This is a genomic window from Niabella beijingensis (assembly GCF_020034665.1).
Classification (GTDB): Bacteria; Bacteroidota; Bacteroidia; order Chitinophagales; family Chitinophagaceae; genus Niabella; species Niabella beijingensis.
The window spans coordinates 2665750-2692736 of sequence record NZ_JAIQDI010000001.1 but is presented as its reverse complement, the minus strand read 5'-3'; the positions used below and the strand labels follow the sequence as shown (position 1 = coordinate 2692736).

General features: G+C 50.0%; 27 protein-coding genes and 1 tRNA gene. 14 read left to right on the top strand and 14 right to left on the bottom strand.

Going from position 1 to position 26987, the window contains the following annotated elements:
- Positions 1 to 84: 84 nt before the first annotated feature.
- The 7 genes from K7B07_RS11235 (at position 85) to K7B07_RS11205 (ending at position 6049) form a co-directional block, all read left to right on the top strand.
- Positions 85 to 1410, top strand: coding sequence for a Gfo/Idh/MocA family protein (locus tag K7B07_RS11235; protein ID WP_223709664.1), 1326 nt, complete (start codon positions 85 to 87; stop codon positions 1408 to 1410).
- A gap of 106 nt (positions 1411 to 1516) precedes the next feature.
- Entirely contained in the window at positions 1517 to 1978 is a 462-nt protein-coding gene (locus K7B07_RS11230; RefSeq protein WP_223709662.1) for a hypothetical protein, read from the top strand.
- A gap of 29 nt (positions 1979 to 2007) precedes the next feature.
- Positions 2008 to 2721 (top strand): hypothetical protein, encoded by a 714-nt coding sequence (locus K7B07_RS11225; protein WP_223709661.1) that lies wholly within the window; start codon positions 2008 to 2010, stop codon positions 2719 to 2721.
- Between the two features lie 142 nt (positions 2722 to 2863).
- Positions 2864 to 4249, top strand: coding sequence for a deoxyguanosinetriphosphate triphosphohydrolase (locus K7B07_RS11220; protein WP_223709660.1), 1386 nt, complete (start codon positions 2864 to 2866; stop codon positions 4247 to 4249).
- A gap of 72 nt (positions 4250 to 4321) precedes the next feature.
- Positions 4322 to 4924, top strand: a complete 603-nt coding sequence (locus K7B07_RS11215) for a TetR/AcrR family transcriptional regulator (RefSeq protein ID WP_223709659.1) — start codon at positions 4322 to 4324, stop codon at positions 4922 to 4924.
- 47 nt (positions 4925 to 4971) lie between these two features.
- The gene (locus K7B07_RS11210) at positions 4972 to 5481 is read left to right on the top strand and encodes an acyl-CoA thioesterase (protein WP_223709658.1); all 510 of its coding nucleotides are present in this window, start codon (positions 4972 to 4974) and stop codon (positions 5479 to 5481) included.
- Positions 5462 to 6049: a DUF1572 family protein gene (locus K7B07_RS11205; protein ID WP_223709657.1), complete on the top strand. Its 588-nt coding sequence runs from the start codon at positions 5462 to 5464 to the stop codon at positions 6047 to 6049. The genes K7B07_RS11210 and K7B07_RS11205 overlap by 20 nt, the downstream gene beginning before the upstream one ends.
- 98 nt (positions 6050 to 6147) lie before the next feature.
- Here K7B07_RS11205 and K7B07_RS11200 read toward each other — a convergent pair whose 3' ends face one another.
- The gene (locus K7B07_RS11200) at positions 6148 to 6390 is read right to left on the bottom strand and encodes a hypothetical protein (RefSeq protein WP_223709656.1); all 243 of its coding nucleotides are present in this window, start codon (positions 6388 to 6390) and stop codon (positions 6148 to 6150) included.
- 574 nt (positions 6391 to 6964) lie between these two features.
- On the opposite strand from K7B07_RS11200, the gene K7B07_RS11195 reads away from it, so the two are divergent.
- Together K7B07_RS11195 and K7B07_RS11190 are read left to right on the top strand one after the other, a co-directional pair.
- A complete protein-coding gene (locus K7B07_RS11195) occupies positions 6965 to 9007 on the top strand; it encodes an RCC1 domain-containing protein (RefSeq protein WP_223709655.1) in 2043 nt (680 codons plus the stop codon).
- A 254-nt stretch (positions 9008 to 9261) separates the two neighbouring features.
- Positions 9262 to 10179: an NAD(P)/FAD-dependent oxidoreductase gene (locus tag K7B07_RS11190; protein WP_223709654.1), complete on the top strand. Its 918-nt coding sequence runs from the start codon at positions 9262 to 9264 to the stop codon at positions 10177 to 10179.
- Between the two features lie 143 nt (positions 10180 to 10322).
- On the opposite strand, the gene K7B07_RS11185 is transcribed toward K7B07_RS11190, so the two are convergent.
- The 5 genes from K7B07_RS11185 to K7B07_RS11165 form a co-directional block, all read right to left on the bottom strand.
- A complete protein-coding gene (locus tag K7B07_RS11185) occupies positions 10323 to 10727 on the bottom strand; it encodes a hypothetical protein (protein ID WP_223709652.1) in 405 nt (134 codons plus the stop codon).
- A 29-nt stretch (positions 10728 to 10756) separates the two neighbouring features.
- The gene (locus K7B07_RS11180; RefSeq protein WP_223709650.1) at positions 10757 to 11575 is read right to left on the bottom strand and encodes a ferritin-like domain-containing protein; all 819 of its coding nucleotides are present in this window, start codon (positions 11573 to 11575) and stop codon (positions 10757 to 10759) included.
- Positions 11576 to 11600: 25 nt separating this feature from the next.
- The gene (locus K7B07_RS11175) at positions 11601 to 12314 is read right to left on the bottom strand and encodes a ferritin-like domain-containing protein (protein WP_223709649.1); all 714 of its coding nucleotides are present in this window, start codon (positions 12312 to 12314) and stop codon (positions 11601 to 11603) included.
- 236 nt (positions 12315 to 12550) lie between these two features.
- A complete protein-coding gene (locus K7B07_RS11170) occupies positions 12551 to 13339 on the bottom strand; it encodes an anti-sigma factor (protein WP_223709647.1) in 789 nt (262 codons plus the stop codon).
- Positions 13340 to 13342: 3 nt separating this feature from the next.
- A complete protein-coding gene (locus K7B07_RS11165; RefSeq protein WP_223709645.1) occupies positions 13343 to 13882 on the bottom strand; it encodes an RNA polymerase sigma factor in 540 nt (179 codons plus the stop codon).
- 134 nt (positions 13883 to 14016) lie between these two features.
- On the opposite strand from K7B07_RS11165, the gene K7B07_RS11160 reads away from it, so the two are divergent.
- A tRNA-Thr gene (locus K7B07_RS11160) sits at positions 14017 to 14089 on the top strand.
- Between the two features lie 37 nt (positions 14090 to 14126).
- On the opposite strand, the gene K7B07_RS11155 is transcribed toward K7B07_RS11160, so the two are convergent.
- From K7B07_RS11155 to K7B07_RS11145, 3 genes are read right to left on the bottom strand one after another with little or no spacing between them, the layout of a single operon-like run.
- On the bottom strand, positions 14127 to 17357 hold the full coding sequence (locus K7B07_RS11155; RefSeq protein ID WP_223709643.1) for an error-prone DNA polymerase: 3231 nt from the start codon (positions 17355 to 17357) through the stop codon (positions 14127 to 14129).
- Between the two features lie 10 nt (positions 17358 to 17367).
- Entirely contained in the window at positions 17368 to 18864 is a 1497-nt protein-coding gene (locus K7B07_RS11150) for a Y-family DNA polymerase (RefSeq protein ID WP_223709642.1), read from the bottom strand.
- A gap of 1 nt (position 18865) precedes the next feature.
- Positions 18866 to 19636 carry an ImuA family protein gene (locus tag K7B07_RS11145; RefSeq protein ID WP_223709640.1) on the bottom strand — a complete coding sequence of 257 codons (771 nt, stop codon included), beginning with the start codon at positions 19634 to 19636 and terminating at the stop codon, positions 18866 to 18868.
- A 119-nt stretch (positions 19637 to 19755) separates the two neighbouring features.
- Here K7B07_RS11145 and K7B07_RS11140 point away from each other — a divergent pair, with 119 nt between their 5' ends.
- A complete protein-coding gene (locus K7B07_RS11140) occupies positions 19756 to 20061 on the top strand; it encodes a hypothetical protein (protein WP_223709639.1) in 306 nt (101 codons plus the stop codon).
- Positions 20062 to 20124: 63 nt separating this feature from the next.
- Here the strand turns inward: K7B07_RS11140 and K7B07_RS11135 are convergent, their stop codons facing one another.
- Positions 20125 to 20457: a winged helix-turn-helix transcriptional regulator gene (locus K7B07_RS11135; protein ID WP_223709638.1), complete on the bottom strand. Its 333-nt coding sequence runs from the start codon at positions 20455 to 20457 to the stop codon at positions 20125 to 20127.
- An 88-nt stretch (positions 20458 to 20545) separates the two neighbouring features.
- Here K7B07_RS11135 and K7B07_RS11130 point away from each other — a divergent pair, with 88 nt between their 5' ends.
- Positions 20546 to 21283, top strand: coding sequence for an SDR family oxidoreductase (locus K7B07_RS11130; RefSeq protein ID WP_223709637.1), 738 nt, complete (start codon positions 20546 to 20548; stop codon positions 21281 to 21283).
- 157 nt (positions 21284 to 21440) lie between these two features.
- Here K7B07_RS11130 and K7B07_RS11125 read toward each other — a convergent pair whose 3' ends face one another.
- The gene (locus K7B07_RS11125; RefSeq protein ID WP_223709636.1) at positions 21441 to 21989 is read right to left on the bottom strand and encodes a YceI family protein; all 549 of its coding nucleotides are present in this window, start codon (positions 21987 to 21989) and stop codon (positions 21441 to 21443) included.
- A 126-nt stretch (positions 21990 to 22115) separates the two neighbouring features.
- Here K7B07_RS11125 and K7B07_RS11120 point away from each other — a divergent pair, with 126 nt between their 5' ends.
- Both K7B07_RS11120 and K7B07_RS11115 read left to right on the top strand, forming a co-directional pair.
- Positions 22116 to 22508 carry a winged helix-turn-helix transcriptional regulator gene (locus K7B07_RS11120; RefSeq protein ID WP_223709635.1) on the top strand — a complete coding sequence of 131 codons (393 nt, stop codon included), beginning with the start codon at positions 22116 to 22118 and terminating at the stop codon, positions 22506 to 22508.
- Between the two features lie 539 nt (positions 22509 to 23047).
- Entirely contained in the window at positions 23048 to 24220 is a 1173-nt protein-coding gene (locus tag K7B07_RS11115; protein WP_223709634.1) for a serine hydrolase domain-containing protein, read from the top strand.
- Positions 24221 to 24325: 105 nt separating this feature from the next.
- Here the strand turns inward: K7B07_RS11115 and K7B07_RS11110 are convergent, their stop codons facing one another.
- The 3 genes from K7B07_RS11110 to K7B07_RS11100 form a co-directional block, all read right to left on the bottom strand.
- Positions 24326 to 24721 carry a YidH family protein gene (locus tag K7B07_RS11110; RefSeq protein ID WP_223709633.1) on the bottom strand — a complete coding sequence of 132 codons (396 nt, stop codon included), beginning with the start codon at positions 24719 to 24721 and terminating at the stop codon, positions 24326 to 24328.
- 102 nt (positions 24722 to 24823) lie between these two features.
- Positions 24824 to 25729 carry a metallophosphoesterase gene (locus K7B07_RS11105; RefSeq protein WP_223709631.1) on the bottom strand — a complete coding sequence of 302 codons (906 nt, stop codon included), beginning with the start codon at positions 25727 to 25729 and terminating at the stop codon, positions 24824 to 24826.
- 209 nt (positions 25730 to 25938) lie between these two features.
- Positions 25939 to 26985, bottom strand: a complete 1047-nt coding sequence (locus tag K7B07_RS11100; protein WP_223709630.1) for an alpha/beta hydrolase — start codon at positions 26983 to 26985, stop codon at positions 25939 to 25941.
- Positions 26986 to 26987 lie beyond the last annotated feature (2 nt).

Genomic DNA, 26987 nt, shown 5'->3' with positions numbered 1-26987 from the left:
TTTACAGGACCTGGCTGATGGGGAAGGCACAATATGTAATCGATTTCATTTTTATGTATATTTGAGCGGTATAAACAATTTGCCATGCATTCAAGACGAAAATTTATTGCCCACTCCTCCCTGTTAGCGCTGGGCGGATTTGCCCTTCAGTCGTTTAATACACAGAACTTTTCCCGTATCCGCCGCAGCACGGCCGATCAGATCCGTATCGGCGCCATCGGGATCAACGGAATGGGATGGGCCGATACCCTTTCCATGCTTAAGAACCCGGGTGTAACACTTGCCGCGCTTTGTGATGTGGACAAAAACGTGCTGGACAAGCGGATGGCCGAGCTTTCGAAAATGAATATCGACACATCGAAAATAAGGACCTATAACGATTACCGCTCGTTGCTGGACCGCAAGGATATTGATGCCGTGATCATCGGTACCCCGGATCACTGGCATGCCCTGATCATGATCCACGCCGTTCAGGCCGGCAAGGATGTATATGTGGAAAAGCCGGTAGGCAACTCCATTGCCGAATGCCGGGCCATGGTGGCCGCCCAGGAAAAATACAATAAAGTGGTGCAGGCGGGTCAATGGCAGCGCAGTCAGCAGCATTTCCGTGATGCGGTCGATTTTATCCGTTCCGGTCAGCTGGGTAATATCCGCACGGTAAAAGTATGGTGCTACCAGGGCTGGATGAAACCCGGTCCGAAAGTGGCAGACAGCGCACCGCCTCCGGGTGTGGACTATAAACTGTGGCTGGGACCGGCAATAACCCGGCCCTTCAACTCCAGCAGGTTCCACTTTAACTTCCGCTGGTTCTGGGATTATGCCGGCGGACTGATGACCGACTGGGGAGTGCACCTGATGGACTATGCCATCTTTGGCATGAATGCCCAGGTACCCAAAACGGTTTCCGCACTGGGCGGCGACTTTGCCTATCCGGATCTTTACCAGGAAACACCGGACACCCTGGCAGCCCTCTATGAGTTTGACAATTTTAATCTTATCTGGGATCATGCCATGGGCATCGATAACGGGCTGTTTGGCAAAGACCATGGCATTGCCTTTATTGGCAATAATGCCACCCTTGAACTGGATCGCGGCGGCTGGGAAGTGCTGGAAGAAAAACGCAGCGGTCAAAAAGTAAGTGTTGCCCGGAAAAGCCCTTCTGAAAACGGGCTCGACCGGCATACACAGAATTTTATAGAGGTGGTACGTTCCCGGAAAACAGCAGACCTTAACTGCCCCATTCAAACCGGTGCCCATATTGCCACCGTTTGCCAGATGGGAAATATCGCTTTCCGCAGCCAGTCGAAAGTTACCTGGGATAAGGCTGCCAGCCGGTTTACTGATAATAAACTGAACACGGATTATCTTATGGCGGCTTATCACAATGGGTATCAGCTTCCAAAGATTTAACCTTCCTCTTACACATTTTCCCTTTGCCGGGAGGAAGTTGCGCCTGCATAAAAATTTTGGAGGCTTCGGTTCTTTTCTCTTTCTTTGAGAAGACTAAACTACACCCATGTTACCGTTTAAACATCTTACAGCGCTTTGCCTGACCGGTATTTTTATTTTGAACAGCACCAAAGCCGAAGCCCGCTTAAAAATCCCCCTGGGAAACAGGGAAGTGATACAATTGGCTGCTGACCTGCCGGACACAGAAACCTATCTTTTAGAAAACAAACACTACCTTGATCTTGGTGTATTACACGAAGAATTCAACATTGCTTACATCCTTCCGCTTTGGGTTACCAAAGAACCCCGCCTGGTGGGTTTCGACAAACAGGCGGATGTTTATTATGACCTTACCAGCGAACAGCTTGGAACCATTTTAAAAGAGAACAAACTGGAGGAGAAAAAGCTGCTCCGCCTGGGGCTTTATACCCGTTACGGGGGGAAACTGGTGGGCCTGCTGATCATTTTCCTGATCATCTATGGGCTGATCCCTTCAAAACCCAAAAACGTTTCACCTCAGCGTGTCTGATCCTATTCACAAATAAAACAGATAAAACTATGTCAACAATCATCTACGTGGTCATCTTCTTCGTGGTCTTTTATGCGGTGGCCATTTTCTGGTGGAGATCGCAACGCAACAAATCAAAAAATGCGTTCTCCAACCTGGACCTGGGCCAGGAAGCCCGCAATGCGCCTCTATACCAGCAGGAACTGCTGAACGCCGATTATGCCTTCCTTAAAAAACAAATGAACAGCGCACCCATTGATGCTTTTACAACAGCGGCCAGCGAGTACACGGCAACAGACCGGGCGAAAGACCTTGGTAAGGATGCACTGAAAAGCATTGCCACCCTGGGCACTGTCAAATTCACTACAGTAACCACCCCCAAATACCTGGCGTTAAGCGGCAATGAGCTGCACCTGTTTGATACCGATAAGGATGGCAATATCGACAAGCACCTCGTATTCGACAGCAGCCGGCTGCAGCAATCGACCTTTTCAGAGATCCCGCTCACCGGTTCCTCCTGGAAACATATAAAATACGGGGACTACGCGTTAAAATCCTATAAACTTGAGCTGAGCACGGACGGAAAACCTGTGACCCTGATCCTTTACAGCGGACTGGTGAATGTTAGCGCCAACAATGCCGCCTTCCTCTCCATGAATGCCGGTAAACAGGTACAGGAATTTGTGGTAGGCAATTATTTTTTAAACAAACTGGGTGAACGCTATCCAAATCTGAAGACCAGTTCTTATTTACCCACGGCCTGATGCCAAGGGATGACAATAATTAAGGCATGGCCCCGGCCATGCTTTTTTTTTGCCGGATCGACGGATACAGATGGCTTGCCGTTAAAACAGAATAGACAGAAACAGTAATAGGGAGTATCTTAGCAGCATTTAATTCGTGGTTATGGCAATGACATGGGACAACTGTTTTTCTTCAAAACGATTCGGGATCGACAACGCCAGCAGGGATACCCGCAGTGACTTTGAACGGGACTGGGACCGGCTTATCTTCTCCAGTCCGTTCCGGCGGCTGCAAAACAAAACCCAGGTATTCCCGCTGCCCGAGGAAATTTTCGTTCACAACCGGCTCACCCATTCGCTGGAAGTAGCAAGCGTGGGAAGATCGCTGGGCGGACTGGTGGGTGAGAAGATCGCCGGGCTGCCGGAAGTGAAAGCGAATGCCCATGCTGCCACTTTTTATGCCAGCGACCTGAAGTATGTGATTGCGGCGGCCTGCCTGGCCCACGATATGGGAAACCCGGCCTTCGGGCATTCCGGCGAAGAGGCCATTTCCAAATACTTCAAAAAGCGGGATACCACAAAAGAAGAGGATCTAACATTCAAACAGCTTTTCAGCCCGGAAGAATGGAAGGACCTGATCACATTCGAAGGCAATGCAAATGCGCTCCGGATCCTGACCATGAAACAGCAAGGACGCATGAAGGGCGGATTCCGGTTAACTTACAGCACTCTCGGTTCTATCATCAAATACCCCTGTGCAGCGCTTGCATCTTTAAAAAAAGGACCCATACACCGGAAAAAATACGGTTATTTTAAGATTGACGAGGAAGTATTCCTTGAAATAGCCACTGAACTGAATATGATCCGGGAGGATGGTCAGGCCGAAACGATCGTTTACAAGCGCCATCCCTTTGTGTTTCTTGTGGAAGCAGCCGATGATATCTGTTACAGCATTATCGATTTTGAAGATGCCCACCGCCTGGGCATCCTGAGTTATGATGAGGTCCGCGACAGCTTCCTATCCATCATCTCCTCCGACCCGGCGACCAATATGGATTCGGTAAAAAGAGTGGCCGATGACCTGCAGGGTGACGCCAACGAATCCATTGCCTATCTGAGGGCAAAATCCATCGGAACCCTGATCCAAAAGGCCACTGCGGCTTTTTGGAATAACCGGGAAGCCATCCTTGCCGGAACCTTTGAAAAAAGCCTGGCAGATGCCATCCCCGAACTGGAAGCCCCACTGGAAAAGGTGGCCAGCATTTCCCGGCAAAAGATCTACAACGCCCGAAAGGTAGTGGAACTGGAAATTGCCGGGTTCCGTATCATGTCCGGCCTTGTGGAGGACTTTGTTACTGCAGCCTTAACGCCCGGTGACCAGCGGGAAAAAGAACACCAGAAAATACTGGAACTGCTCCCCTCCCAGTACGAGTTTGATGAATCCGGCAGTCCCTACCGGAAAGTAATGCACATCCTGGATTTTATCTCCGGTATGACCGATGTGTATGCCCTGAAACTGTACCGCAAACTGCGGGGTATTGAAATGTGATCCCCCGGAAAAAACAGGCGGATTTTTAAAAATATACCGATCGGTATATTTATTCCTACCTTTACACCCGTCATGACCCTGTCAGTATCAAAATCGGAACGGACCCGCCGGTTCATTATTGAAAGAACAGCTCCTGTTTTTAACACAAAAGGATATGCAGGTACCTCTTTAACGGATCTCACCCATGTTACGGGTTTAACAAAAGGAGGGCTTTACGGCAACTTTGAAAACAAAGATGCCATTGCGGTAGCAGCGTTCGATTATAACTTTGGAAAGGTTACTGCCTACCTGAAAGACAAAATCAATGCAAAGGACAATGCCGTTGAACGGCTGCTCACTTACCCGGAGGTCTACAGGAATTTTTTAAGAATCCCTTTTTTAAAGTCCGGCTGCCCGATACTCAATACCGCGTCAGAAGCAGATGATACACACCCGCAGCTGAAAGAAAAAGCAGCTGCCGCCCTGGCCTTCTGGAAACAGGCGGTGAAAAACCAGGTGAAAAGAGGGATTGGCAGAAAAGAGATCCGGCCGGATGTGCATCCTGTACAGACGGCCGTAGTATTGATGGCGCTTGTTGAAGGGGCCGTGTTACAGGCCAAGACCACCGGCAGAACAGCCGAACTCCATATGGCCATGGATTTTCTTGAAAAATTTATTAAGGGACTGGCCGTCTAAAATTTTTATTATAAAATATACCGGTTGGTATATTTAAAACACTTTTTATGGATGCAAAAATCACAGAAAGCAGGGTCAAGATCCGTTTTAACGACTGCGATCCGTTCAGTCACCTGAACAATTCACGCTATATCGATTACATTATGGATGCAAGGGAAGACCAGGTATGGGAACACTACCGGTTCGATCTTTATAAACTGGCCCGGGAAGAGCAGCGTGGCTGGGTATCGGCTCAAACCCAGGTCTCTTATATGTTTCCGGCCTTTGCCGGAGAAATGGTAACCATACAGACCCGCTTGCTGGCATACACGGAAAAAAGCCTGCTGCTGGAAGGGCTGATGTGGGACAATGATAAAACCCGGCTGAAGGCATTATTATGGACCAAGCTGGTCCACTTCGATCTTAAGACCCAGCAAAGTCTCCGTCATTCAGATACCCTGCTGGATTTTTTCCGGGGCCTGGCATATCCCCTGGACCAGGCAGTTTCTTTTGAAGAGCGGGTACATACTTTCAGACAACAACCCAAACTAAATAACCATGAACCCAAATTACCTTGAAAGTGTCATCCGGCAGTTTGAGTATTATAAATTGCTGGGAGAAAAAACGATCGCGCAACTCCCGGATGACGCACTCTTCCGGCAATTCAATGAAGCAAGCAACAGCATTGCCATCATAGTAAATCATCTGCACGGCAATATGCTGAGCCGCTGGACCGGGTTTCTGACAACGGATGGAGAAAAGGAATGGCGCAACCGCGACAGCGAGTTTGAAGATCACATCTCTTCCAGGGATGAACTGCTGGGCAGGTGGGAAGAAGGATGGGGGATATTGTTACACACTTTACGGTCATTAAAAGAAGAAGACCTTCTTAAAACGGTGTACATCCGTAATCAGGGTCACACGGTGCTGGAAGCCATTAACCGGCAACTGGCGCATTATCCTTATCATATCGGGCAGATCGTATACCTGGGTAAAATGTATGCTGAAAAATGGACATCGCTTTCCATACCGAAAGGACAATCGGCACAATACAATAATAATAAATTCGCGCAGCTGCCGCACCAGGAACACTTTACTTCCGAGTTCCTTGATAACACAGCCGGCAGCAAAAACGAAAAAGAATAAACGGCAGATCTCCGGTACCTTTTCGCCCGTTGCTAAAAAAAACAACATAATGATCCGGAAGCATCCCGGAGGAAGCAATAACCTGTTTGAACATCTTATTACTTGATCATTCTTCTGAAATGACCTGCAGTAAAGGGTTTCATCGACTTAACAATTACACGCATTCCTGTTTTTCTATTGACATCCCTACGTTTCATCCGGAAAAATCCTTCTTTTTCAGAATGATTATCCGGTAATTGATGGTATTGAACGAACAAATAAAGCATCTCATCGAATTCTTTCCTATCCGATGTATAAGAAGCTCTATTTTCGCGATCGATTACATCAAACAGAAAAGTCATTCAGCTGATAACTGTTTATGAAATCCTGTGATTGCCGGAGTAATGCGATCATTCATGCATGTAACCGAAACGGGATCCCATCCCGGCAGTAGCGGATTTTGTCAAGGCCTGTGGTTAAGACTGGACCACACTTCAGGACGCTGAAGAGCCGCTTCTTTTTTCTGCACAGCAGTTTTATGTGTGATTTATACAACCCCCACGGGCTGTACAGGGCACTATGCGTATACCCGCTTAAACCAAATTAGGATCCGATGCGGATCCTGAAAGGCGAACTATGACCCGGATGCTTATCCGGACCCAACACCTGAAACCGGTACCCCCTGGCTATTTGTTCATGGCGTAGCCTCTTTTGAAAACTTATATATGCCATAACAACATCAGGTTGCTGTATTGCAGATTGACCTGCTTTAAAAAGCGTGATCAATGATCAGATAAAGCAACAGCGGTTTTCGGACAGCGTTCCTGAAACCGTACACAAACTATGGATTGGCTTGTGCAGGATTGCCGTTGCCGCACCCGTGCTGCCACCCATCACCCGGTTCAACTATTTCTTTTAATAAAACTGAATTTGAAAATGACACGAAGAACAATTACATCCGCCGTACTGACTGCAATCTTTTGCGTATTGCTTTCCGGTTTTTCCCGCACTGCGCAGGCTCAATGCGTAAACTGCGGCAACTCCTTTTTAAACGTAACAGACCCCAATACCATCGATTATGATAATATGGTCAGCCTGTTTCACAGTACCTTCAGCCGTCAGGCGAACGGGAAAGTGCTGATCTGGGGAGAGCTTACAAAAAGCAACGGGATCAGTAACAACCTGACTCCTGTTGAACTGAACAGTACCAACTATCCCGGCCTTACCGGGCAGATCTTAAAATTTGCCGGGGGCAGCAATAGTAAGAACAACGCTCAATTTGTAGTACTGACCACCGACGGACTTTTTGCCTGGGGAAAGCAGGGTTACCTGCTGAGCACCAACCTTACCTACAGCGCTTCCTTTCAGCAGATCACCAACGGACTTCCTTCGGGTGTAAGTCCTGCTGACGTAAAGATGCTGTTTGGTACCTATGAAACACTGGCGCTGCTTACCTGCAACGGTAACGTATATGTATTGTCGCAGAACGCGAGAATGCGCGGCGTGGGCGCTTCAAGCGGCGGCAGCAGCAGCTCCTGGTACCAGGTAACGCAAGGCACTACCGGGAATCCGGCACTTGGTAACGTAGTCGCTTTACGGGGAGCACCCGGCGCACTGATGGCATTAAAGAGCGACGGTACGGTATGGACCTGGGGCCGCGAAGCCTATGCCGGTGACGGGAACGGATCTACCTCGTCCTATACACGTGCCACACAAATGACCACTCCTTCCGGTGTTACCCCCAAGATGATCGGGGCTACCGGTACTACCAGCAGAACAAGCTATTATATCCTTGGCACCAATGGGTTTGTTTACAGCCTGGGAGCCAACAGCTACCGCCAGCTGGGTGACCGCAGCACCACTGAAAGAACAAGCTGGGTGCGTGTGAAAAGCGGCAGTGGCAGCAACGATTACTTATCGGATGTGGCCTGGATCAGTCCCAATGAGCACGATGCTTATGGCGGAAGCGGCGTGAATGCGCTTACTAACAGTGGCACCATCTGGGCCTGGGGATCCAACGACGGGCGCATGCTGGGTTTTTCTGTGGACGGCGGGAACTATAATCCCACCAGCAATCCCGGCGGTCTGACATCTTCGGATAAAATTGTGGCAGTTGAAACCGGCGGACACACTTCCATGACGGTGAAAAAATGCAGCGGGCGGTTCGGCTATGTAGGTCACCGGGTCAACGGCAGTATGGCAGACGGTTCTACCTCCGATGTATACGAACCGAACTATAACTTTCTGCAGACGGCCTTCCTGGACATTTGCGGTGCCAGCTCCGGCGCGGCCACCTTGTTCCCGGTACAGGGCACTGTACACGTAGGTGATCAGATACAACTCGATTATACCCCTGTAGGTGGAACCTTTACCCTGGTTTCAGGCCCCGCAACCTTAACACCCCAGGGCCTGCTGAGTGTACAGGGAAGGAATGCCGATATTAAAGTAAAATACGAGGTTTCCGGAGAATGCGGAACCACTTCTTCCGAGATCACGATCAATGCAGCCGATATTTCGCTGCCGGTATCCCTTGATAAAATGAGCGCAGTGATCAGGGGGAATCAGCTCCAGGTAAACTTTACCACGCTCACCGAACAGAACAACAGCCACTTTGAAATTGAAGCTTCCCGGGATGGTAAAACATTTGTAAAAGTCGGAGCTGTCGATTCAAAAGCAACAAACGGAAACTCTGCAGTGCCGATCAGCTATGAGTTTGGCATCAGCCAAAGCGCCGCCACCGGTCTGCTGGGCTTATCCATCGCTGCATTTGCTTTGGGCGCCCTGCTGATCAACCGCAGGAATAAATGGGCCTTTATGCTGGTGTTGGTGCTGGGCACCGGAATCGTTGGCAGCTCTTCCTGTACAAAACGCGAAGATGCTACTATCGACACCAACGGGAAACTGTTCATACGTATTAAACAGGTTGACAAGGACGGCACAGCTACTTACAGCAAAGTGATACAGGCCGTTCAGGAATAATAACAATCCCTGCTGCACGGCAAGCAGCGTCAAAAGGGATCCAAGATAGGTTTACATGCAAGTCAGGCCCCCGGTAATTCTTTACATGGGGGCCTTTCTATTTTTGCAGCGCTTCAATGGCCCGCACAATCAGGATTTTAATTATGCAACAATGTTGCATAATTAAAAAATATCCGGTAGCTTTGCTTTTGGGAACCGGTAATAACAACCACTGCTGTGGTACCGGTTCTGTTCAATTATTTAAACTGATTCATATGGAAGAGAACAGATCCTTTGATGTGATCATCATCGGGGGCAGCTATGCCGGGCTTTCCGCAGCGATGGCCCTGGGCCGGTCCTTAAAAAAGGTATTGATACTGGATAGCGGAACCCCCTGCAATGCCACTACACCGCATTCGCATAATTTTCTTACCCAGGATGGCAAACCTCCTGCGGAAATAGCCACCCGCGCACGGCAACAGGTAGAACAATACCCTACCGTGCTTTTCCAGACGGATCCGGCCACGGCGGCGGACTCATCCGGCTCCCGGTTCCGGATCACAACGGCATCGGGCAGGCATTATGAAGGAAGGAAATTGATCTTTGCTGCCGGTATCAGGGACCTGCTGCCGGCGATCAAGGGTGTTGCCGATTGCTGGGGCAGATCTGTGATCCATTGTCCTTACTGTCATGGTTATGAATACCGCGATCATAAAACGGGGATCCTTGCAAACGGTGCGGCAGCGCTGCATTTGGCAGCACTGGTCCGCAATCTTACCGGTGATCTTATATTGCTCACCAACGGTACTCCGGAATTTACAGAAGAAGAACTGCAGCGCCTGCAGCAACATGGCATTCCTGTAAGGCAAACGGAAATTGCTGAGCTGGAGCATGCGGAAGGTCAACTGCAGCAGGTTGTATTTAAAGACGGTTCTAAAATACCGTTGCAGGCATTGTATGCACGGGTCCCATTTGAGCAACAGACCCCGTTGGCTGCAGCATTGGGCTGTGCCTTTACGGAACAGGGATATATTATGGTGGATGCCACTCAAAAGACCACGGTCCCGGGTATTTTTGCCTGCGGCGATACGGCTTCTCCCATGCGTTCCGTAGCTAATGCTGTTGCAGGCGGCAATCTTGCAGGCGCGATGGCGAATAACGATCTTTCGCAGGAAGCCTGGAACATTGTATAACGGCAGCGTGCGGAGGGGCGCATCAACTAATAAAAACAGCTGTCTAAAAGATACGTTGTTCCGACAGATGTTGAATCTGGTCCGGCATAACAACAAATACTTTTGGACAGCTGTTTTCGATACTCCTGTTTCCCGGCCCCGGTTTATTCGTTCACCCACAAGGTCCAGTGCTGGTCAAATTTATACCATTTGCCGTCTGACCCCTGCCATTTCCATTCAGGTACTTCTTCCCATTTTGTTCCGTCTGCAGACCATACCAGTTTGCCCTCATGGATCTTCAGCCATTTGCCCTCTTTATCCATCCATGCCCCGTCTTCAACAGCGGCCCATTTTTTACCATCGGTACTCCACCAGAGTTTTGCCGTCTTATCAATTTTGTACCAATAAGTGGTGCCCTCCTTTACACCCGGCCAGGCCTGGTTCTTTACTTTTTTCCATCCGGCTTTTTTTGAATGGTATGCCGACAGGGTTCCGTCTGCTGCATTAAGGTTATTCATCACCGTGCTGCTTATCATAAAGCATACCGCGATCAGGATTGCTTTTTTCATTTTTATGTTTTTAAAATTGAACGGTTTTATTATTTGATAAATGGCTGCACGATGGCGATCACCTGGTCGTAGGTCAGCGGCTCATCAAAACTTTCCGACGCGGCGTTACTGCTTACAAAGCCTGTAAGATCAATGCCGGCCTGGGTTGTGAGTTCTTCTCCGTTGTAACTTTTCTGCACCGCATCATCATTAATGCCTCCCGGGTTTTTCCCGGTGATCCAGGGTTTGATGGTGGCATCATTGTTACGTGCCCGCCGCATCTGGCGTATGTGCGAGGCATGCCGGGCCTCTACCGAATGGATGTTCAATGCCGCCGTAAGCACGGTATTATTGCTCATCAATACCCCGGCCTGTCCTTTGTAAGCGCGCACCCCGGTATCTTCAAAAGTCTGGGCCACTGCCAGCAATACATCATAGTTGGTGAACACATTTGCAAAATGCCCTCCGGCGGTAAAATCAAATGTGGGTTTGGTTACAGGTGTTGCACCCAATTGCTTGATCACTGCTGTTAAAAATGCCACATGCTGATTCTCATGGTCGCGGATGGTCGTCAATGCGCCGGTGGCGGGGCCCGCAGGTATGATCCCTGAGGCTACGGCCTTGGTGTAGAATTCCGCTTCCAGGTATTCCAGGGTAAGGGCATACTGTAAAACACCTGTAATATCTTTTGGTGCTGACTGGCCGTATGCTTTATTTAAAAGACCGCCCAGTGCCAGCGGTACAGCTGCCAGTGCAAGTTTGCCTCCGATGCCGGCGAAGTTACGGATGGCCTTCCTCCGGGAACCAAGACGGTCATAAATATCCGGGTCGGCTTTTTCTATGCTGTTAAATAGTTGATGCAGGTTCATAACGTTTCGTTTTTAAAATGAATGATCAGGATTGGGGCAAATTACCGCCCCACAGTTTGGATGTCAGAAAGGATTGTGCGATCATTAATACATCTGCCGGACTTTGGGCTTTATCCATGCCATTGGCGTCTATAACAGTACTGTCTGCAAAAGAACCGTTGCTGATAAGATCGCGGATATAAGCCGCATGCCGGGCTTCTACCGAAACAATTTTTCCCGCAAGTGCTAAATAGTTTTTATCAGCGATCAGCGCCCCCGCGCCGTTATATGCTGACACGCCCAGATCCTCAAAGGCTTTTGCAGTGGCCAGCACTGAATCTCTTTTTCCAAAGTCGATCGCAGAAAAATTTACGTTTAATGCGGGGATGGCGGCGGCACCAAGCGCTTTCTTAAAAAACTCCCGGTGCGCCACTTCATGATCGCGGATATCCGTAAGCAACGCGGTTTCTGCCGCAGTGATACCGGAGTAAGGTGATGCTGCAACCTTTGTATAAAAAGCAGCTTCCAGCTGCTCCAGTGCATAGGCGTAATTCAGAATCCCGGTGTCGCCTTTTCCAAGATCGATGCTGCCGGGGGGTACGGTATTATCCATACCATCATCATCCCTGCTGCAGGAAGCAACCGCAGCAAGACCCAGACCGCCGATACCCAGCACGGAAAGAAATTTTTTCCGGCTGACGTTCTTTGTGTAAACCGCTTCTTTCCCCGGAAGCTCCGGTTGTAAATGATCATTTTTCATATCTTCTGTTTTTAGATGTTTTGTGAGGGATGTTACATACAGATAGATACGTATGCTTTTATCAATCGGATTGCCGGCACGTAATTATTTTTTGTGATGCGGTTGTGGGTTCGGTGAATCGGGGCCACAAAAAAAGGAGCCGTATTGCTACAGCCCCTTTTCTGAATGTATGTTACTTGAATATAACATTAACAGATACGTATCCGGAACGGGAACGGTTTTATAAGCCGGCGATCTTATCCGGGGACTTTTCCCATTGCTTGCAGCTGATCCAGGGAAGGAGCAGGACTTCCTCCTGCTTTTTCCAGCGTAATGGCAAATGCCTGGGCGTTTTCAACATTCTTCAGCACACATACCGTTGCACAATCTCCGATCACACCGGCATCCACCGGCGTTCCGTTCACAAGGGCCCAGAGCTGGTACTGCCTGTCCGGGGGGGGCGCCGGAAGTCCCTGCAACGATAACCGGACCTCCTTATTTTTTTTGTTCCATACAACAACCGCTTTTGTAATGTTGGTTTCTTTGATCCCTGTCAGTGCGATCTTCAGGGAGGAAGGATCAGAGAAGAACTGCAGGCTGGAATTCAATGTTTCCGTGCGCGTTTGCAGTGTTTTATTTTTTGCATACAGCTCGGTGCGCTGCAGGGCGAGATCCCGGTTTTCCCGCTCCAGTATTTTCATTTTCTGATAGGCATAGATATTATATCCCACGCTGGCGATCAGCAGTACCGCAGCAGCGGCCACCAGCGATTTTGAAAATACAAGCAGGTGCTTCCTCTTTGGACGGGGAAGTATTTGTTGCGGAAGATTTAAATTTTCAAATATCCGTTGCCGGACGGCCCCTTCAACAGGAACAGCATTTTTCTGTGCAAGCAGTTCCAGCTCCTGTTCAAATTCCAGGATGGCGGCATTCACTTCGGGATGCAGGGCACGCAACTGCTCCAGTTCCGCAGCCTCTTCAGTGTCTGCCGTTCCAAGCACATAGCTTTCAATAATGCCGCTTTTTATGTATTCCTGAATGTCCACCTTTTATTTAATAAATTTTCGTAATTCGATCAATGCTGCCCGCAGCCTTGTTTTCACCGTGCCCACCGGCAAACCGGTCTCGGCGGCTATTGCACTGTGGCTCATGCCTTCAAAATACGCCAGTTCAATTACCTGCCGCTGCTCTTCCCTGAGATTTTTTACTGCTCCCCTTAGCCCGATCGTATCGATATTCCATCCGGTAACCGCCGGCATAACATATTCCTCGTCTGAAAGGGCCCTGTTCTGTAATGTATTTTTCCAGTTCCGGCTGCGCAGCATATCAATCGCCGTATTTCTTGCCACAGCAGCCAGCCAGGTAAACAGGCGCGCACGGGATGCATCATATGTCTGAACCTGGCTCCATATTTTCACAAAACATTCCTGTAACACGTCCAGGGCCTGTTGTTCATCTGCAACAAAGCTACGGATGATCCCATTCAATGAGGCGGCATAATGATCATACAGGTAACCGAATGCTTCGGCATCCCGCTGTTTTAAAAGCATAACCAGCTCATCCTCACGGTATGTGTATTGTTTATTCAAGTATTACAGTCATCAGCAATACAATATACGGAATAAACAGCCGTCTGGATTTCCTGTTCTAAAAAGTTTTTTAAACCGCCTGTCCTGTTTTGTCAGACAGGGCTTCTGTATTAATTTTGCAGTTTCGCCGGAATGCCATCCTAGCTCAGTTGGTAGAGCAGCTGTTTCGTAAATAGCAGGTCGTGGGTTCGAGTCCCATGGTTGGCTCAAAGAAATACCGGTTGTGCGCACAACCGGTATTTCTTTATTTAAAATTTCTTGAAGGGAACAGTTCGCCCTGTACTGCTTTCTGCACCACATCCTTTTTATTTCCCGATGGATCAGTTGCGCCCATATAGGAAGTTACAGACAGCCGGAGGTCTTCCGTTCCCGGGGCGGTCATATCCTGTAACAGCGCATTCATATTGTAACAACGGCGTACCACAACATGGATCACCGATCCTTCCTTTTGTAACTTTCCCGACACCATCAGCAGCTTTGACTGTAAAATTTCGCGCCGGTATTTTTCAAATACTTTATGAAACACTACCAGGTTGGCAATACCCGTTTCGTCCTCGATCGTAATAAAGCAAACCCCTGTTGCTGTCTGCGGCCGCTGACGTACCAGCACCAGTCCGGCGACCCGCACGAAAGCACCATCCGGCCATTGTTCCAGCATGTTGGCAGGCGCTATATTCCGTTTCACCAGCTGTGGCCGTGCAAAACTTACCGGGTGGGCTTTTAGCGACAGGGACGTACTGTTATAATCCTGCAACACGTGTGCTGCCGCACTCAGCTCCGGCAACTGTACTTCGGGCTCCGCAATGCTTTCCGAAGGCTGCCCCTCAAATACGCCGGAGGGTTTATCTGCAAGAGCCGCCACTTCCCAAAGTGCCTGCCGGCGGTCCAGCCCCAGCGACCGGAATGCATCGGCATCCGCGAGGTATTCCAGCGCCGTTTGAGCGATCCCTGCATCCGATAACTGAACAATGCTGCGATAGGGCTGTTTTCTTTTTTCGATCAATACCTGCATTTCCTCCTCCTTCAGCCCCTTCACCTGGCGGAAACCCAGCCGCACGGGGCAATACGGCCCGCTTTTTTCCTCAAGGATATTATCCCAGCAGGAGTGGTTCACGTCAGCAGGAAGCACTTCCACACCGTGCTTCCGGGCATCGATCACGATCTGCGCCGGACGGTAAAATCCCATGGGCTGGCTGTTGAGCAGGGCACAGCAAAAGACATCCGGATAATGATACTTGATCCAGGAAGAAATGTACACCAGCAGAGCAAAACTGGCAGCATGACTTTCGGGAAAGCCATAACTGCCAAAACCCTCCAGCTGTTTGAATACCCGCTCGGCAAATTCCTTTTCATACCCTTTTTTGACCATACCATCTACCAGTTTGGTACGCCACTTTGTAACCTGGCCGGGGGCTTTAAAAGTAGCCATGCTGCGGCGCAGGCCATCCGCTTCCGCGGGTGTAAAGCCGGCTGCCACAATAGCGATCTCCATCGCTTGTTCCTGGAACAGGGGAACACCTTTAGTCCGTTTCAGGATCTCTCTTAATTCATCAGAAGGATATATTTCTTTTTCCTCACCATTGCGCCGGCGCAGATAGGGATGCACCATATCGCCCTGTATAGGTCCGGGGCGTACGATGGCCACTTCGATCACCAGGTCGTAGAATTCCCTGGGGCGCAGCCGCGGCAGCATCGACATCTGCGCCCTGCTTTCGATCTGGAACACGCCGATGGTATCTGCCCGGCTGATCATTTTATACACCGCTTCTTCTTCCGGAGGCACGGTAGCCAATGTCAGTGCGCGCCCGTGATGATTTTTGATCAGGTCAAATCCTTTGCGGAGGCAGGTGAGCATGCCCAGGGCCAGTACATCCACTTTTAAAAAACCCAGGGCTTCAATATCTTCTTTATTCCATTCAATACAGGTACGGTCTTCCATACGTGCGTTGAGGATGGGGCAGAGGTCCGACAATTTGTTTTGTGTGATCACAAAGCCGCCGGTATGCTGGCCCAGCTGCCGGGGAAAACCGATATACTGCCGGGTTAGTTCCAGTGTTTTTAAGAGATGCGGGTCTTGTGCAGTAAAGCCTCCGCTCGTCTTCGCTTTTCCTTCCGCCCAGTCCTGCGTAAATTCATACTCCGATTTTGCCAGGTGGTCCACCGCATCGGCCGACAATCCCATTACCTTGGCCACATCCCTTACCGCACCCTTCCAGTGTACCTGTGTTACGGTAGCTACAATGCCTGCCCGGTCGCGCCCGTATTTTTCATAGATGTACTGCATTACTTCCTCGCGCCGCTCGTGTTCAAAGTCCACATCAATATCCGGCGGTTCATCCCGCGCATCCGACATGAACCGGGCAAAAAGCAGCTTGATCTCCACCGGGTTCACCGAGGTAATACCCAGGCAATAACAAACCACAGAGTTGGCGGCGGAGCCCCGGCCCTGGCAAAGGATCTCCCGGCTGCGTGCAAAACGCACCAGGTCATAAACGGTAAGAAAATAGGAGGCATAGTTCTTACGTTTCATAAATTCCAGTTCTTCTCTAATGGCCCTGTTGATCTCCTCCCGCTTCCTCTGACCGACTACTGTTTTATTAAATTTTTCCTCTGCACCCTTCCATACCAGGTATTCCAGCTCCTGTTGCGGCGTACGTCCTTCCGTAGTAAGCTCCTCAGGATATACATAGTTCAGCATTCCCAGAGAGAACTGGCAGGCATCCGTAATCTCCTGCGTACGGGCAATGGCATCTGGGTACAGGCGAAACAAACGCTGCATTTCCTTTTCATCCTTCAAATGCCGCTCTGCATTCTGGCAAAGCCGGTAGCCTGCGGTATGTATGGTGCATTTCTCCCGGATACAGGTCAGCACATCCTGCAGTTCCCTTCTTCCCGCTTCATGATAATGTACGTCATTGGTGGCTACCAGGGGCACCCGGTACAGATCCGCCAGTTGCGACAGGCGGAACAACAGCTTCGCATCATTACCCTGATAGGCACATACGGCTCCAAGGTATAATGCCTGTCCCAGTTCTTCTTTATATTCTTTTACGGCTTCTTTAAATGCCCCGTCAATATCAAATGCCGTATTTAACGCTGCCGGCGGCACCATAATAAACTTCATGCCTTTTGCATAACGGTACACATCGGCCTTATACAACGCACACTTTCCTTTTTCCGTACGCAGGTTTCCTTCTGTCAGTAAGGCCGATAACCGGCTGTAGGCCTGCTGGTCAGTAGGATAGGCCAGTAAACCGGGACCGTCTATCAGGTCCAGCCGGCAGGCAGGTATGATGCGCAGGGGCGTGCCTTTTGCCGCAGCATAAGCGCGTACGACCCCGGCAAGGGTATTGCGGTCGGTGATGGCAAGTGCCGTATAACCCAGCCGGATGGCCTGTTGTACCAACTCCTCCGGGTGCGACCCGCCCCGCAAGAATGTAAAATTGGTGGTGACCTGTAATTCTGTGTAGCGCATCGGTATCGCTTTATGCAAAGAATCCATGAAGGAACCATTGCGGTTTTTCTTCTCCGTAATGACCGGACCGGAACAGCCAGTAACGGGCGCCCTCCTCATCTTCCACCACATAATAATCGCGTACCCGGGATTGCTCCAGCCACCATTCTTCTTCAATACGTTCCGGACCGTCTGCCTTTTTTATATGATGAACCTTGCCGCGGTAGCGGAACAGCATGGGCGGATAATCCGGCACCGGGGCTGCAACGATCACCGGCTCGGGGCTGGGCAGCAGGTATACCGGCCGCGGCCGGTCGCTGCGCCAGGTGGTTGCCGTCTTTTCAAAAAGTCCGCCCGGAACAACGGAGCGTTCCGGCCAGTAGTGCTCGGCCGGCAGATAGCGTTTTATCGCCTGCCCCCCGATCCTTCCTGCGATCCGGTCCAGCAGACCGGCCAGTTCGGTGCCGGTATCCGCAGTTCCCAGCGTATTCCAAAAAGCCTCCTGCCGGACCGAAAGCGCCTCTACCACCGGCGCTTCCAGTATAAACACTTCAATTCCCATACCCGGTGCCAGGCTGGCGATCTTCGGTTCAAACAATTTAAGGAGATGTGCTGCATTGCGTACCGGCCGGTTGGTACCAATGACAATCTCCTGTGATCCGCCATCCACCTTATAGATCCTAAACAGAGCGGAACGCAATCCGCAGCCGGCTTTCTGGAGGCTGTTGCAGAGCTGCTCCAATAATGTTTCCAATGCAATGTCAATGGCGCTCCGGGTATGCACCGGCTCTGTGCAGGGCAACTGCTGCCGGAACACCGGTGCCGGCTGTACGGGCACCGGCACTTCGGGCAAACGGCCCAGTGCCTGTGCAATGCGTGTCAGCAGTTCCGGTCCGAAGCGCCGGCGCAATACGGTTGCAGGCATGGTGATAAAGCTTCCGATAGTGCCAAAGCCCAGTTTTTGCAACCGGTCCAGTAATGCAGTTTCCAGGCGCAGGGCAGCCGGCGGTAACGGTTCCAGTGCCGGCTCCAGCAATCCGGGCGTCACGATCGGATTTGTTTTTCCAAAGCGGGCCATCGCCCATGCAGCCCCGATGGTATCAGCAATAGCAGCTCGCGCGCGGTATCCGTAAGCGCTCAGTTTTCCGGTAATGGCATCCAGGTACGGTTGTTCGCCTCCCCACAAATGAGGGCAGCCACTGATGTCCAGCAGAATGCCATCCGGCAGATCTATTGCCGCAACCGGGGTGAAGCGCAGGCACCATACCGTTAAATCAGTCAGCAATCTTTCTTCTGCACCCGGTCGGTAATGGAACAGTTTTAATTCCGGGATCAGGGCTTTTGCATCGGCCACCACCATTCCCCGCATAATGCCTTTTTCTATCGCCAGTGGCCCGGCGGCCTTTACCATCAGGCGGCCCCGCTCCCGCATGGCAATAATAAATGGCCGGTCTTTCAGTTCCGGCCGGAGGCGCAGCGCCCTGTCGGCAAGAAGACCGGGGAACCATATGGATAAATACCGGCCCATGCTATCCTGCTTTTTTTATAACAACGGCCTGCTCTACACTTTTTTCGGGTACCACATAAAAACCCCGGTCCGTCCATTGCACCCGCCACGCACCCGGCTGACCATTACGTATTTTGCACAATTCCACCTGCCAGCCTGGGAAACCCACACCAGGTAAGCCTTCCGGGGCCACGCTGGCAAACGGCCTTATCCGCCAGCGGGATACACAGGCAAGATTTTCTGTAGCACGGCTGGTGTGATGATGGATAAAACCGGTTACGCGGCTTTTTTCCACCGCCAGCTGTAAACGGCGTGATGCGGTGAAATCCAGCTCCTGTACTTCTCCGACCACGGCGGCAAGACTTTCACATTTCAGCCCTTCCTCTATGGTCCAGAGCGCACTTTTATCATCCGGCACCTCTGCAAAAATGACCTGGTCCGGTATTATTCCGAAAGCATTGAGTGCCGGGGGGAAGATCTTCCTGTGCCGGCTTACCCAGAGACAGGCGCCTCTTTGCATTAAGGTACCAAGTAATCCTGCCATAAAGCCGGTAGTAGCCGCTGCCTCCTGCAGAGTACTGCTCACAAGTTCATGCACTGCGCTTAACGGAAAGGACCGGTGCGGAAAGGATCGATTGATGATGCCCAGCCCCATATCCTGCTGCTCTGTATCCACAGGAGCCCGCAGTCCCTGCAACTGCAGCAGCTGCTCCTGCAGTTGCTGAAAAAGGATCCTATTAAATGAGGCCTGTACCATATAAACGGGCGGCTGACAGCCACTGCTAAGGTACAATCAATTACTAATATATTTAGTAAAATAACGCTAATTTTTTTATCCGGGGCACAGGAAGAATCCGGGTAACAAAACAGCTCCTTTGCTGATATACCGGCAATATGGTTGTAATGAAAAAAATGACATTTCTGTTTTGCCAGAGCGGGGCAGGGACCTCAACCGGGTGGGTACAGGATCATTTCCTGTCCTTTTCCGGAACTCCGGTGCAGGTCTCCGGGGATCTGTCTGTTCCCGGGCAACAATGGCCATTGATACAGGACGACGCTGCTACGCATAATCCCATATATGAGCCCGGCGGCCCCTCAGAGCAGCACTCTTTGTCTGAATCCGCCGGTACGGCAAAACCGGCAGCACCCAAAAGCGTACTGCTAAAAAACGGCAAAAGCGCCGTTAAGGAGCCGGCAGAAAAACCGCCCCGTAATTAAACGCTATTTTGAAAACCGGGATTATTCAGCGTACTGCCGGAGAAAACCGGCGGATCATTTCTTTTACTTTTGCTGCAAAATGGTTTTCCGGTGCTGCCGCCCCCAGCGGATCATTTCCTGTATGATCTTCCCGAAAGTGCGGCAATAGGTGGTAGGTTCATATTCCACCAGCACAGGCGTGTCCGCATAAACAGTCCGTTTCACCAAGTTGTTCAGTTCCATTTCCTTGAGTTCCTTCGACAGCATCCGGGTGGTGATCCCCGGGATGCTGCGCTCGATCTCCCGGAAACGCCGGTGGCCGTTACAGATCGCATTGATGACCGGGATCCGCCATTTTCCGCCGATAAAATAAAGCGTGTCCTGTAATGCCCTTAATTCTTCTGTCTGGTTACGCATAATTATACAGTGTTACCTGATATACTCTGTGATACTGGTTACAAAAGTATATCATTTTCGAGATAGCTTTGCTGAAAATTAAAAAAAGATGTTACAGAAGAAAACAGCCCTTATAACAGGAGGTAACAGCGGTATCGGCTATGCCGCCGCAAAAGAACTGATAGCCCGCGGTGCAAGCGTAATGATCACGGGCCGGCGGAAAGAAGCCATTGAAAAAGCAGCCGCTGAAACAGGGGCACTTCCGTTTGTTGCGGACCAGGCCAGCCTGCAGGATACGGACCGGTTGTACCAGGCCGTACAGCAGCAATTCGGAAAACTGGATATCCTGTTCATCAATGCGGGAATCACCGGTGAGCGGGCACCGATCGAAACAGCAACAGAAGAAAATTTCGACAACGTGATGAACATCAATTTCAAAGGCGCTTATTTTACGCTGAGTAAATGTATTCCCCTGCTGAACGACGGGGCTTCCGTGGTTATTTTATCCTCTATCGTTGCCACCATGCACCAGCCATTGAGCTCGGTTTACCAGGCCAGTAAGGCTGCGCTGAACTCCATTGCCCGCACTGCCGCCGCAGAGCTGGCATCCCGGAAGATCCGGGTAAATATGATCAGTCCCGGACCCACAAGAACGGAGGTCCTGAGCAAATCCGGCGCAGATCCCCAGGCGGTTCAGGCCCTTTTTAACCAGCTGGCCGACTCCATTCCGCTAAAAAGAACAGGCACCCCGGAAGAGGTGGCGAAGCTGGTGGCTTACCTGTGTGATACGCCCGCAGCATTTATTACCGGCGCTGAATTTGTAATGGACGGCGGACTGACCCTATAAGCCGCCTGCTTCCGGAATAGCAGCCACTACCCGCCGCAGTGCGATCCATCATTTCACCCCCGGGAAGGAATGCTCCCATTGAAAGCCCGCATGCGGATGCGCTCCGTATGCGGGCTCGTATCTTTTCCTGTTTACCGCGGTCCTTTTATCCCCTTGCTTAAGCAGGAACCCCTGCCGCCTGTTTTACCAGTTCCAGCTCACTCTGGATCTTAACATCCTCGCCCAATGCGATACCACCGGTTTCCAATACAGAATTAAAACTGATCCCCCACTGGCTGCGTTCTATTTTGCCCGTTACTGAAAAACCGGCCCGTTCATTGCCCCAGGGATCCTTTGTGGTGCCATTGTGTTCTACTTTCAGCTGTACCGGCCGGGTCACTCCCTTCAGGGTAAGGTCGCCCCGCAGGTCGAACGATTCTTCATCTCTCCGGATAATGCCGGTTGAAACAAACTCCAGTTCCGGGTATTTCTCCACTTCAAAAAAATCGGCGTTCCGGAGGTGCTCATCCCGCTGCTCGTTATTGGTAGATATGGAATCCATCTTAGCGGTAAGCCGGATCTGTGCATTGCTGAAATCCTCACCAGGCGTTTCCACCTCAATATGAAAATCCCGGATAGCACCTGTTACATTACTGATCATTAAATGCCGGATCTTAAAACCAAGTTCACTGTGTGTGAGATCCGACAGCCATTTTGTTTTTGCCATAATCTGTTTTTATTTAGAACACAAAATTACCACCACACACTTTCAAAAGGTAAGCACTTAACAAAAGGTAAGTACTATACACTATGTAAGTGGTCGTTGTATCTTTGCAGTGTAAACAACGGGATCATGGCTAAATTTAATAACTGTAATACACACCTGTCTGCTGAAGCGTGCAATGCTAACCTGATGGCCGTTGGTGATGCACTGTATGCCATTGGCGGAAAATGGAAACTGCGGATCATTGTGGCGTTAAAATCGGGCAGCAGGCGTTTTAATGAGCTGCAGCGGTCTATAGACGGCATCTCTGCAAAGGCACTGGCCACTGAACTGAAAGACCTTGAACTGAATGGTTTCGTACACCGCAATGTGTTTACCGGCACACCGGTAGTGATCAGCTATGAATTAACGGAATACGCCGGAACCCTGGGGGACGTGCTGGATGCCCTTTCCGCCTGGGGAACCATGCACCGGGAAACCATAAAGAAAAGCATGCGGAAAAATAAAAGCGCCGTCCTGTAATTTTCTTAACAGGATTCTTCTTTGTTCTAATCCCTTCTTTCTGAACAACGGTGCTGCTGCTGCCGTTGGGTGTTAAACAGATCTCTCCCCGGAGGTTATCGAATACAATATTAAAATGATTCAGCAGTTGATTGCCCAGCAGGCTGGGGTGCCCTGCCGGCCCTGAAGGATCCGCTGCATTGGTGACCACATCCTTTAAAATAGTGTCGCTGATTTCTGCATCCAGCCGCATTATTTTCTTCCTCTTAATCATTTCCTGTTTTCATCTCCTGCCAGCGAAGGATCTGTGGTTCAAACAATCCGTTCACCGATCTATTCAGACCCTTCCTTAAATACAGATGATCCTGTATATCGCCTGATATAGCGATGCAGGCAGGATCCGGCGGCACCTGCCTGCATCCATTTTTACTGCTGCAATTAAACCATCGGCAGTATCCGTTAAATCAAACACCTTGTTGATCAGTTGCCGGAGCTGATCGCCTGAACGGCGCGCTACTTTTGATTTGTAAACATTCAGCAACTCTTAACACAAAAACAAAATGAAAACAAAAAAAGCAACAATAGCATTAAAACAAATGCTTGGTGCGGCCCTCAGCCTGACAATAGCAGCAGGCATGACCTCCTGTCACAAGACCGACCTTCCCATTGAAATACCTGGCAAGGTCTTTAAAACAGCCCTTTTCAAAAAGAACCTTGAAGAAAAACTGAAAGATGCCCGCGGCTACCAGTTCCTGATCATGCAAAACAAACAGGTGGCAGAAAAAGCAGCGTTCGGTGTCGGCAGCACACCCGGAGCAGGTAACCTGTCTGCAAACGTGGACGCATACGTAAACATCGCCAGCATAACCAAGACGCTTACAGCGATCACTACCATTAAACTCCTTGAAAAGCGTAAACTGGGCATCAACACAAAGATCGGAATGTGGCTGCCCAAATCATGGGCGCAGCACGACGACATCAGGAATCTTACCTTTAAACAACTGCTCACCCATACTTCCGGGATACGAGGCAGCAATACCAGCTGGGATTCATTAAAACAAGTGGTGGGCAGTCCGATAAATGCGCCTCAAACACCTGCATCCTATTCCAATATAAATTTTGCCCTGTTCCGCGCCATGCTGCCCAAAATAAACAACCCGGTAGCGTTCGGGAACTGGGAGCTGGCACTTTCTCCAAAAGACTTCGACTCCTGGATGAGCAAACAATACATCGCTCTCGTACAGGAATATGTTTTTGATAAAGCGGGATTAGGCACCCGCAACTGTAAACCGGTGGAAGGGAAAACCCTCCAGATGCTGAACCAGGCCCCTGCAAGACTGGAAGGCCGCTCTCATGGCGACTGGACCGAACTTTGCGGCGGTGGCGGGTTTGTACTTACCACAACCGATCTCGCCCGTATCATCGTATTCCTGACCCATACGGAGCAGCTCCTCTCCAAACAGCAAAAGCAGATGATGGATACCGAACGCCTCGGATGGAACGGAGTGTTTGCGGTAACAGGCGGCACCGCTTACGGACACGGCGGCGCTTTATACTCGGACCGCAATGGCGTAAAAGGTCCGCAGATCGGCGACCTGGGCCTGGAGACCATCATTGTAAAACTTCCCGCACAGGTGGAACTGGCCCTGACCATCAACTCTGTGGGCGACGGATGGCGCAATATGTACGGCCTGGTAAAAGAAGCTTACAACGCCTCCTGGGTGGAAGAATGATCTGATAGCGGTTTGAGACAATCGTTCCTGTTAAACCTGGTTTGCGTTTGCAAGCCAGGTTTTTTGCTGGCATTTCATTTCCGACTTAATCCGGACACATGGTTCTTAACCGATGTTCCTGAATAAATAAATCAGCAGTAAAATACTGCACAGGAATATTAATACTGTACTTGCCTTCAGCAACCAGTCGGAGTGACTGAAATCTCCGGCCTCAAGCTGTTTCCTGATCTTTTGATACCGGTAATAGGCAAAAAGAATGGTCAGGCCTCCGAGGGCGACCAATATGATACCGATAAGCTGGGAAAACCCCGTGCGGGGCGGCACGGCGGCCGGCGCTTCCAGGGCCAGGGCCAGCTGCCGGATAAAAAGAGAGAATTTCACCACAACAAATCCAAAGCCCATGATACCGATACTGGTCCGTACCCAGGCCAGGAATGTCCGTTCATTGGCCAGGTGATCATTCACGCCTGCTTTTCCTTTTGTGGCTGTATTTGAATCCATTTTTATCCCTTTTATACGGCCGGCAGCGGCCAATACCTGCTTCTTCAAATATAACAAACATTTCAGGGTCTTCCCGGGAAGAAGGCTTTTCTTCCCGGTTTCTTATTTTCCTTTAAAGCGGATCGTCCGCGAAGTCATCCTGCCATAGCCGCTCAGCACCAGCTTATCCGCATACAATTCTATCAGTCCATATGAGTTCTGATCAGCAGTTTCAATCATGCCCTCGGCAACGATGCACGGTATGTTGTTGATCTCACAAAAGGTGCCGGCGTGGTGATGACCCGCAATAAGTGCTTTTACACAGGAGAATTTTGAAACCAGTGTGATCACTTCTTTGTCGTTCAATGCTGTCAGCCCATCGGCACAACCAAAGGGATGATGCGAGAAGATTAGTACCTGCTCTCCCTTTTTCCCGGCCTGCTGCAGCTGTTGCTGCAACCATTTTAACTGTTTGCTGCTGATGCCCCCGTTGTATTCTTCCGCGTTGTGTCCATTCGCGGCTTTTATCTTTCTGATCATCGCATCCAGCTCCTTTTCCTTCCAGGTACCCGTTACATTGGAATAAGCCGCCACTTCATTCGTGTTTAACATTATGAACCGCCAGTTCCCTTTTTTAAACGCATAATATTCAGCGGGCATATCCAGTTTCCGGTATAACACGTTGTTATTACGGATGCCCTTGTAATCATGATTGCCGGGTGTGGTATAAATCTTCGTTTCCGACTTTTTCAGTACTTCCAGTACGGGGTCCAGGTCTTCCGGATTGCGGTCGGTGATGTCACCAAGGTTCAGTGAAAACTGCACCTGCTGCCGGTTCAGATCCCGGATACAATCGTCCAGCTTCTTCAGGGAATTACGATAAAAACGGGTTCCTCTTGTGTCGGCATTGGCATACTGGATATCGGCGATAAGCCCAAAACGTATCACAGGAATGGTCTGTTGTGCAGGCGCAGCCATTGAAATGACGATCAGCAGGAAAAAAAATACAACCCGGTTTACCTTTTTCATTTTATCTGTTTTATATGACAAGCGGATACCATGGCCCAGGCCAATTCAAAAAGCGGCTGTTATACTCATGACTGACGGGCCTTTTGAAGCTGCTTTCAGAATTTCCCTGCTCATACGGCAATCCTGCTGCCTGCTAAATTATAAGAATAATCGGCGTTTCCTGATGCAAACGGTTGCACATTCCATCAGCCCGTAATACGGATTCCGGGTCATTTCTCCTCCGGGTAGAGCTGCTTTCGCTGCCGGCGGATGATTTCCGATTCTTTTATCTTTTTGTTCGCTTCGAAATAGGCAATGATAAAATCCAGCTTCTGGCAGGAGGGTAAGAATGCATGACCGGTTCTTTCAGTTAATTTTTTATACGCGTCAATAATGGCTTCAGGCCGGTCGGAAACCTCTTTAAAGTCGACCTCATAACCATCAAAGATGAATTTCAGTCCTTCATAAAGCGCCGGCAGCAGGATCGTGCCGTGATCTTCCTGCTCAAACCACTTATACTGATAGATCAGCGAAGCGCTCTTATGTTTTGACAGTACCTGGTGAAACCGCTCCGCCGTATCATCACCCGAATCAAGGCTACCGGATTTTGCCTTATTGTTGGCCCGCGCCATATATACCATTTTTACAGCATCTTCCTTCAAAGGCACCAGACGGGTGGCTTCCCGGGCTATATAACCCTCGTCCCACCAGATACTCGGGTCGATCAATATATAGGCATTGAAGAGACTGGTATGGTGTAACAGGATATTGGAAGCAGCAAGGCCTCCAAAGGAATGACCACTCAGGATATTAAATCCATCCGTCCGGTAGTGTTCATTGATATAGGCGAACAGTTCCTCTTTTATAAACTGCGTAAAGCGATCGTTGCCGCCACTGTTCTCAAAGAGTTGCCGGGTATTGTCATCCGGCGATTTGATAGAAGAGCGGGTAGGGGTCAGGTCTTTGGTACGGTCTTTATTTTTAATACCAACCAGTATCACCTCAGGCATATGGGCATACACGCCCTTGCTTAAAAACTGGGTGACGGCCTTATAAAGCCCGGTGCTGGTTTCACCGTCAAAAAAATAAAGTACCGGGTACCGTTCATGAAGGTACCTGGGATGCTGATAATTCGGGGGTAATGATATATAAACTTCCCGGTCCTCATTCAATATTCCGGAATGCAGTTTTGTTGCAGCAAAACTATTGTTCAGGTCCTGTGCCTGCGCCACTATGCTAAACCAGAGCAGCAGTAACAATATTCCTTTTTTTCTCATTG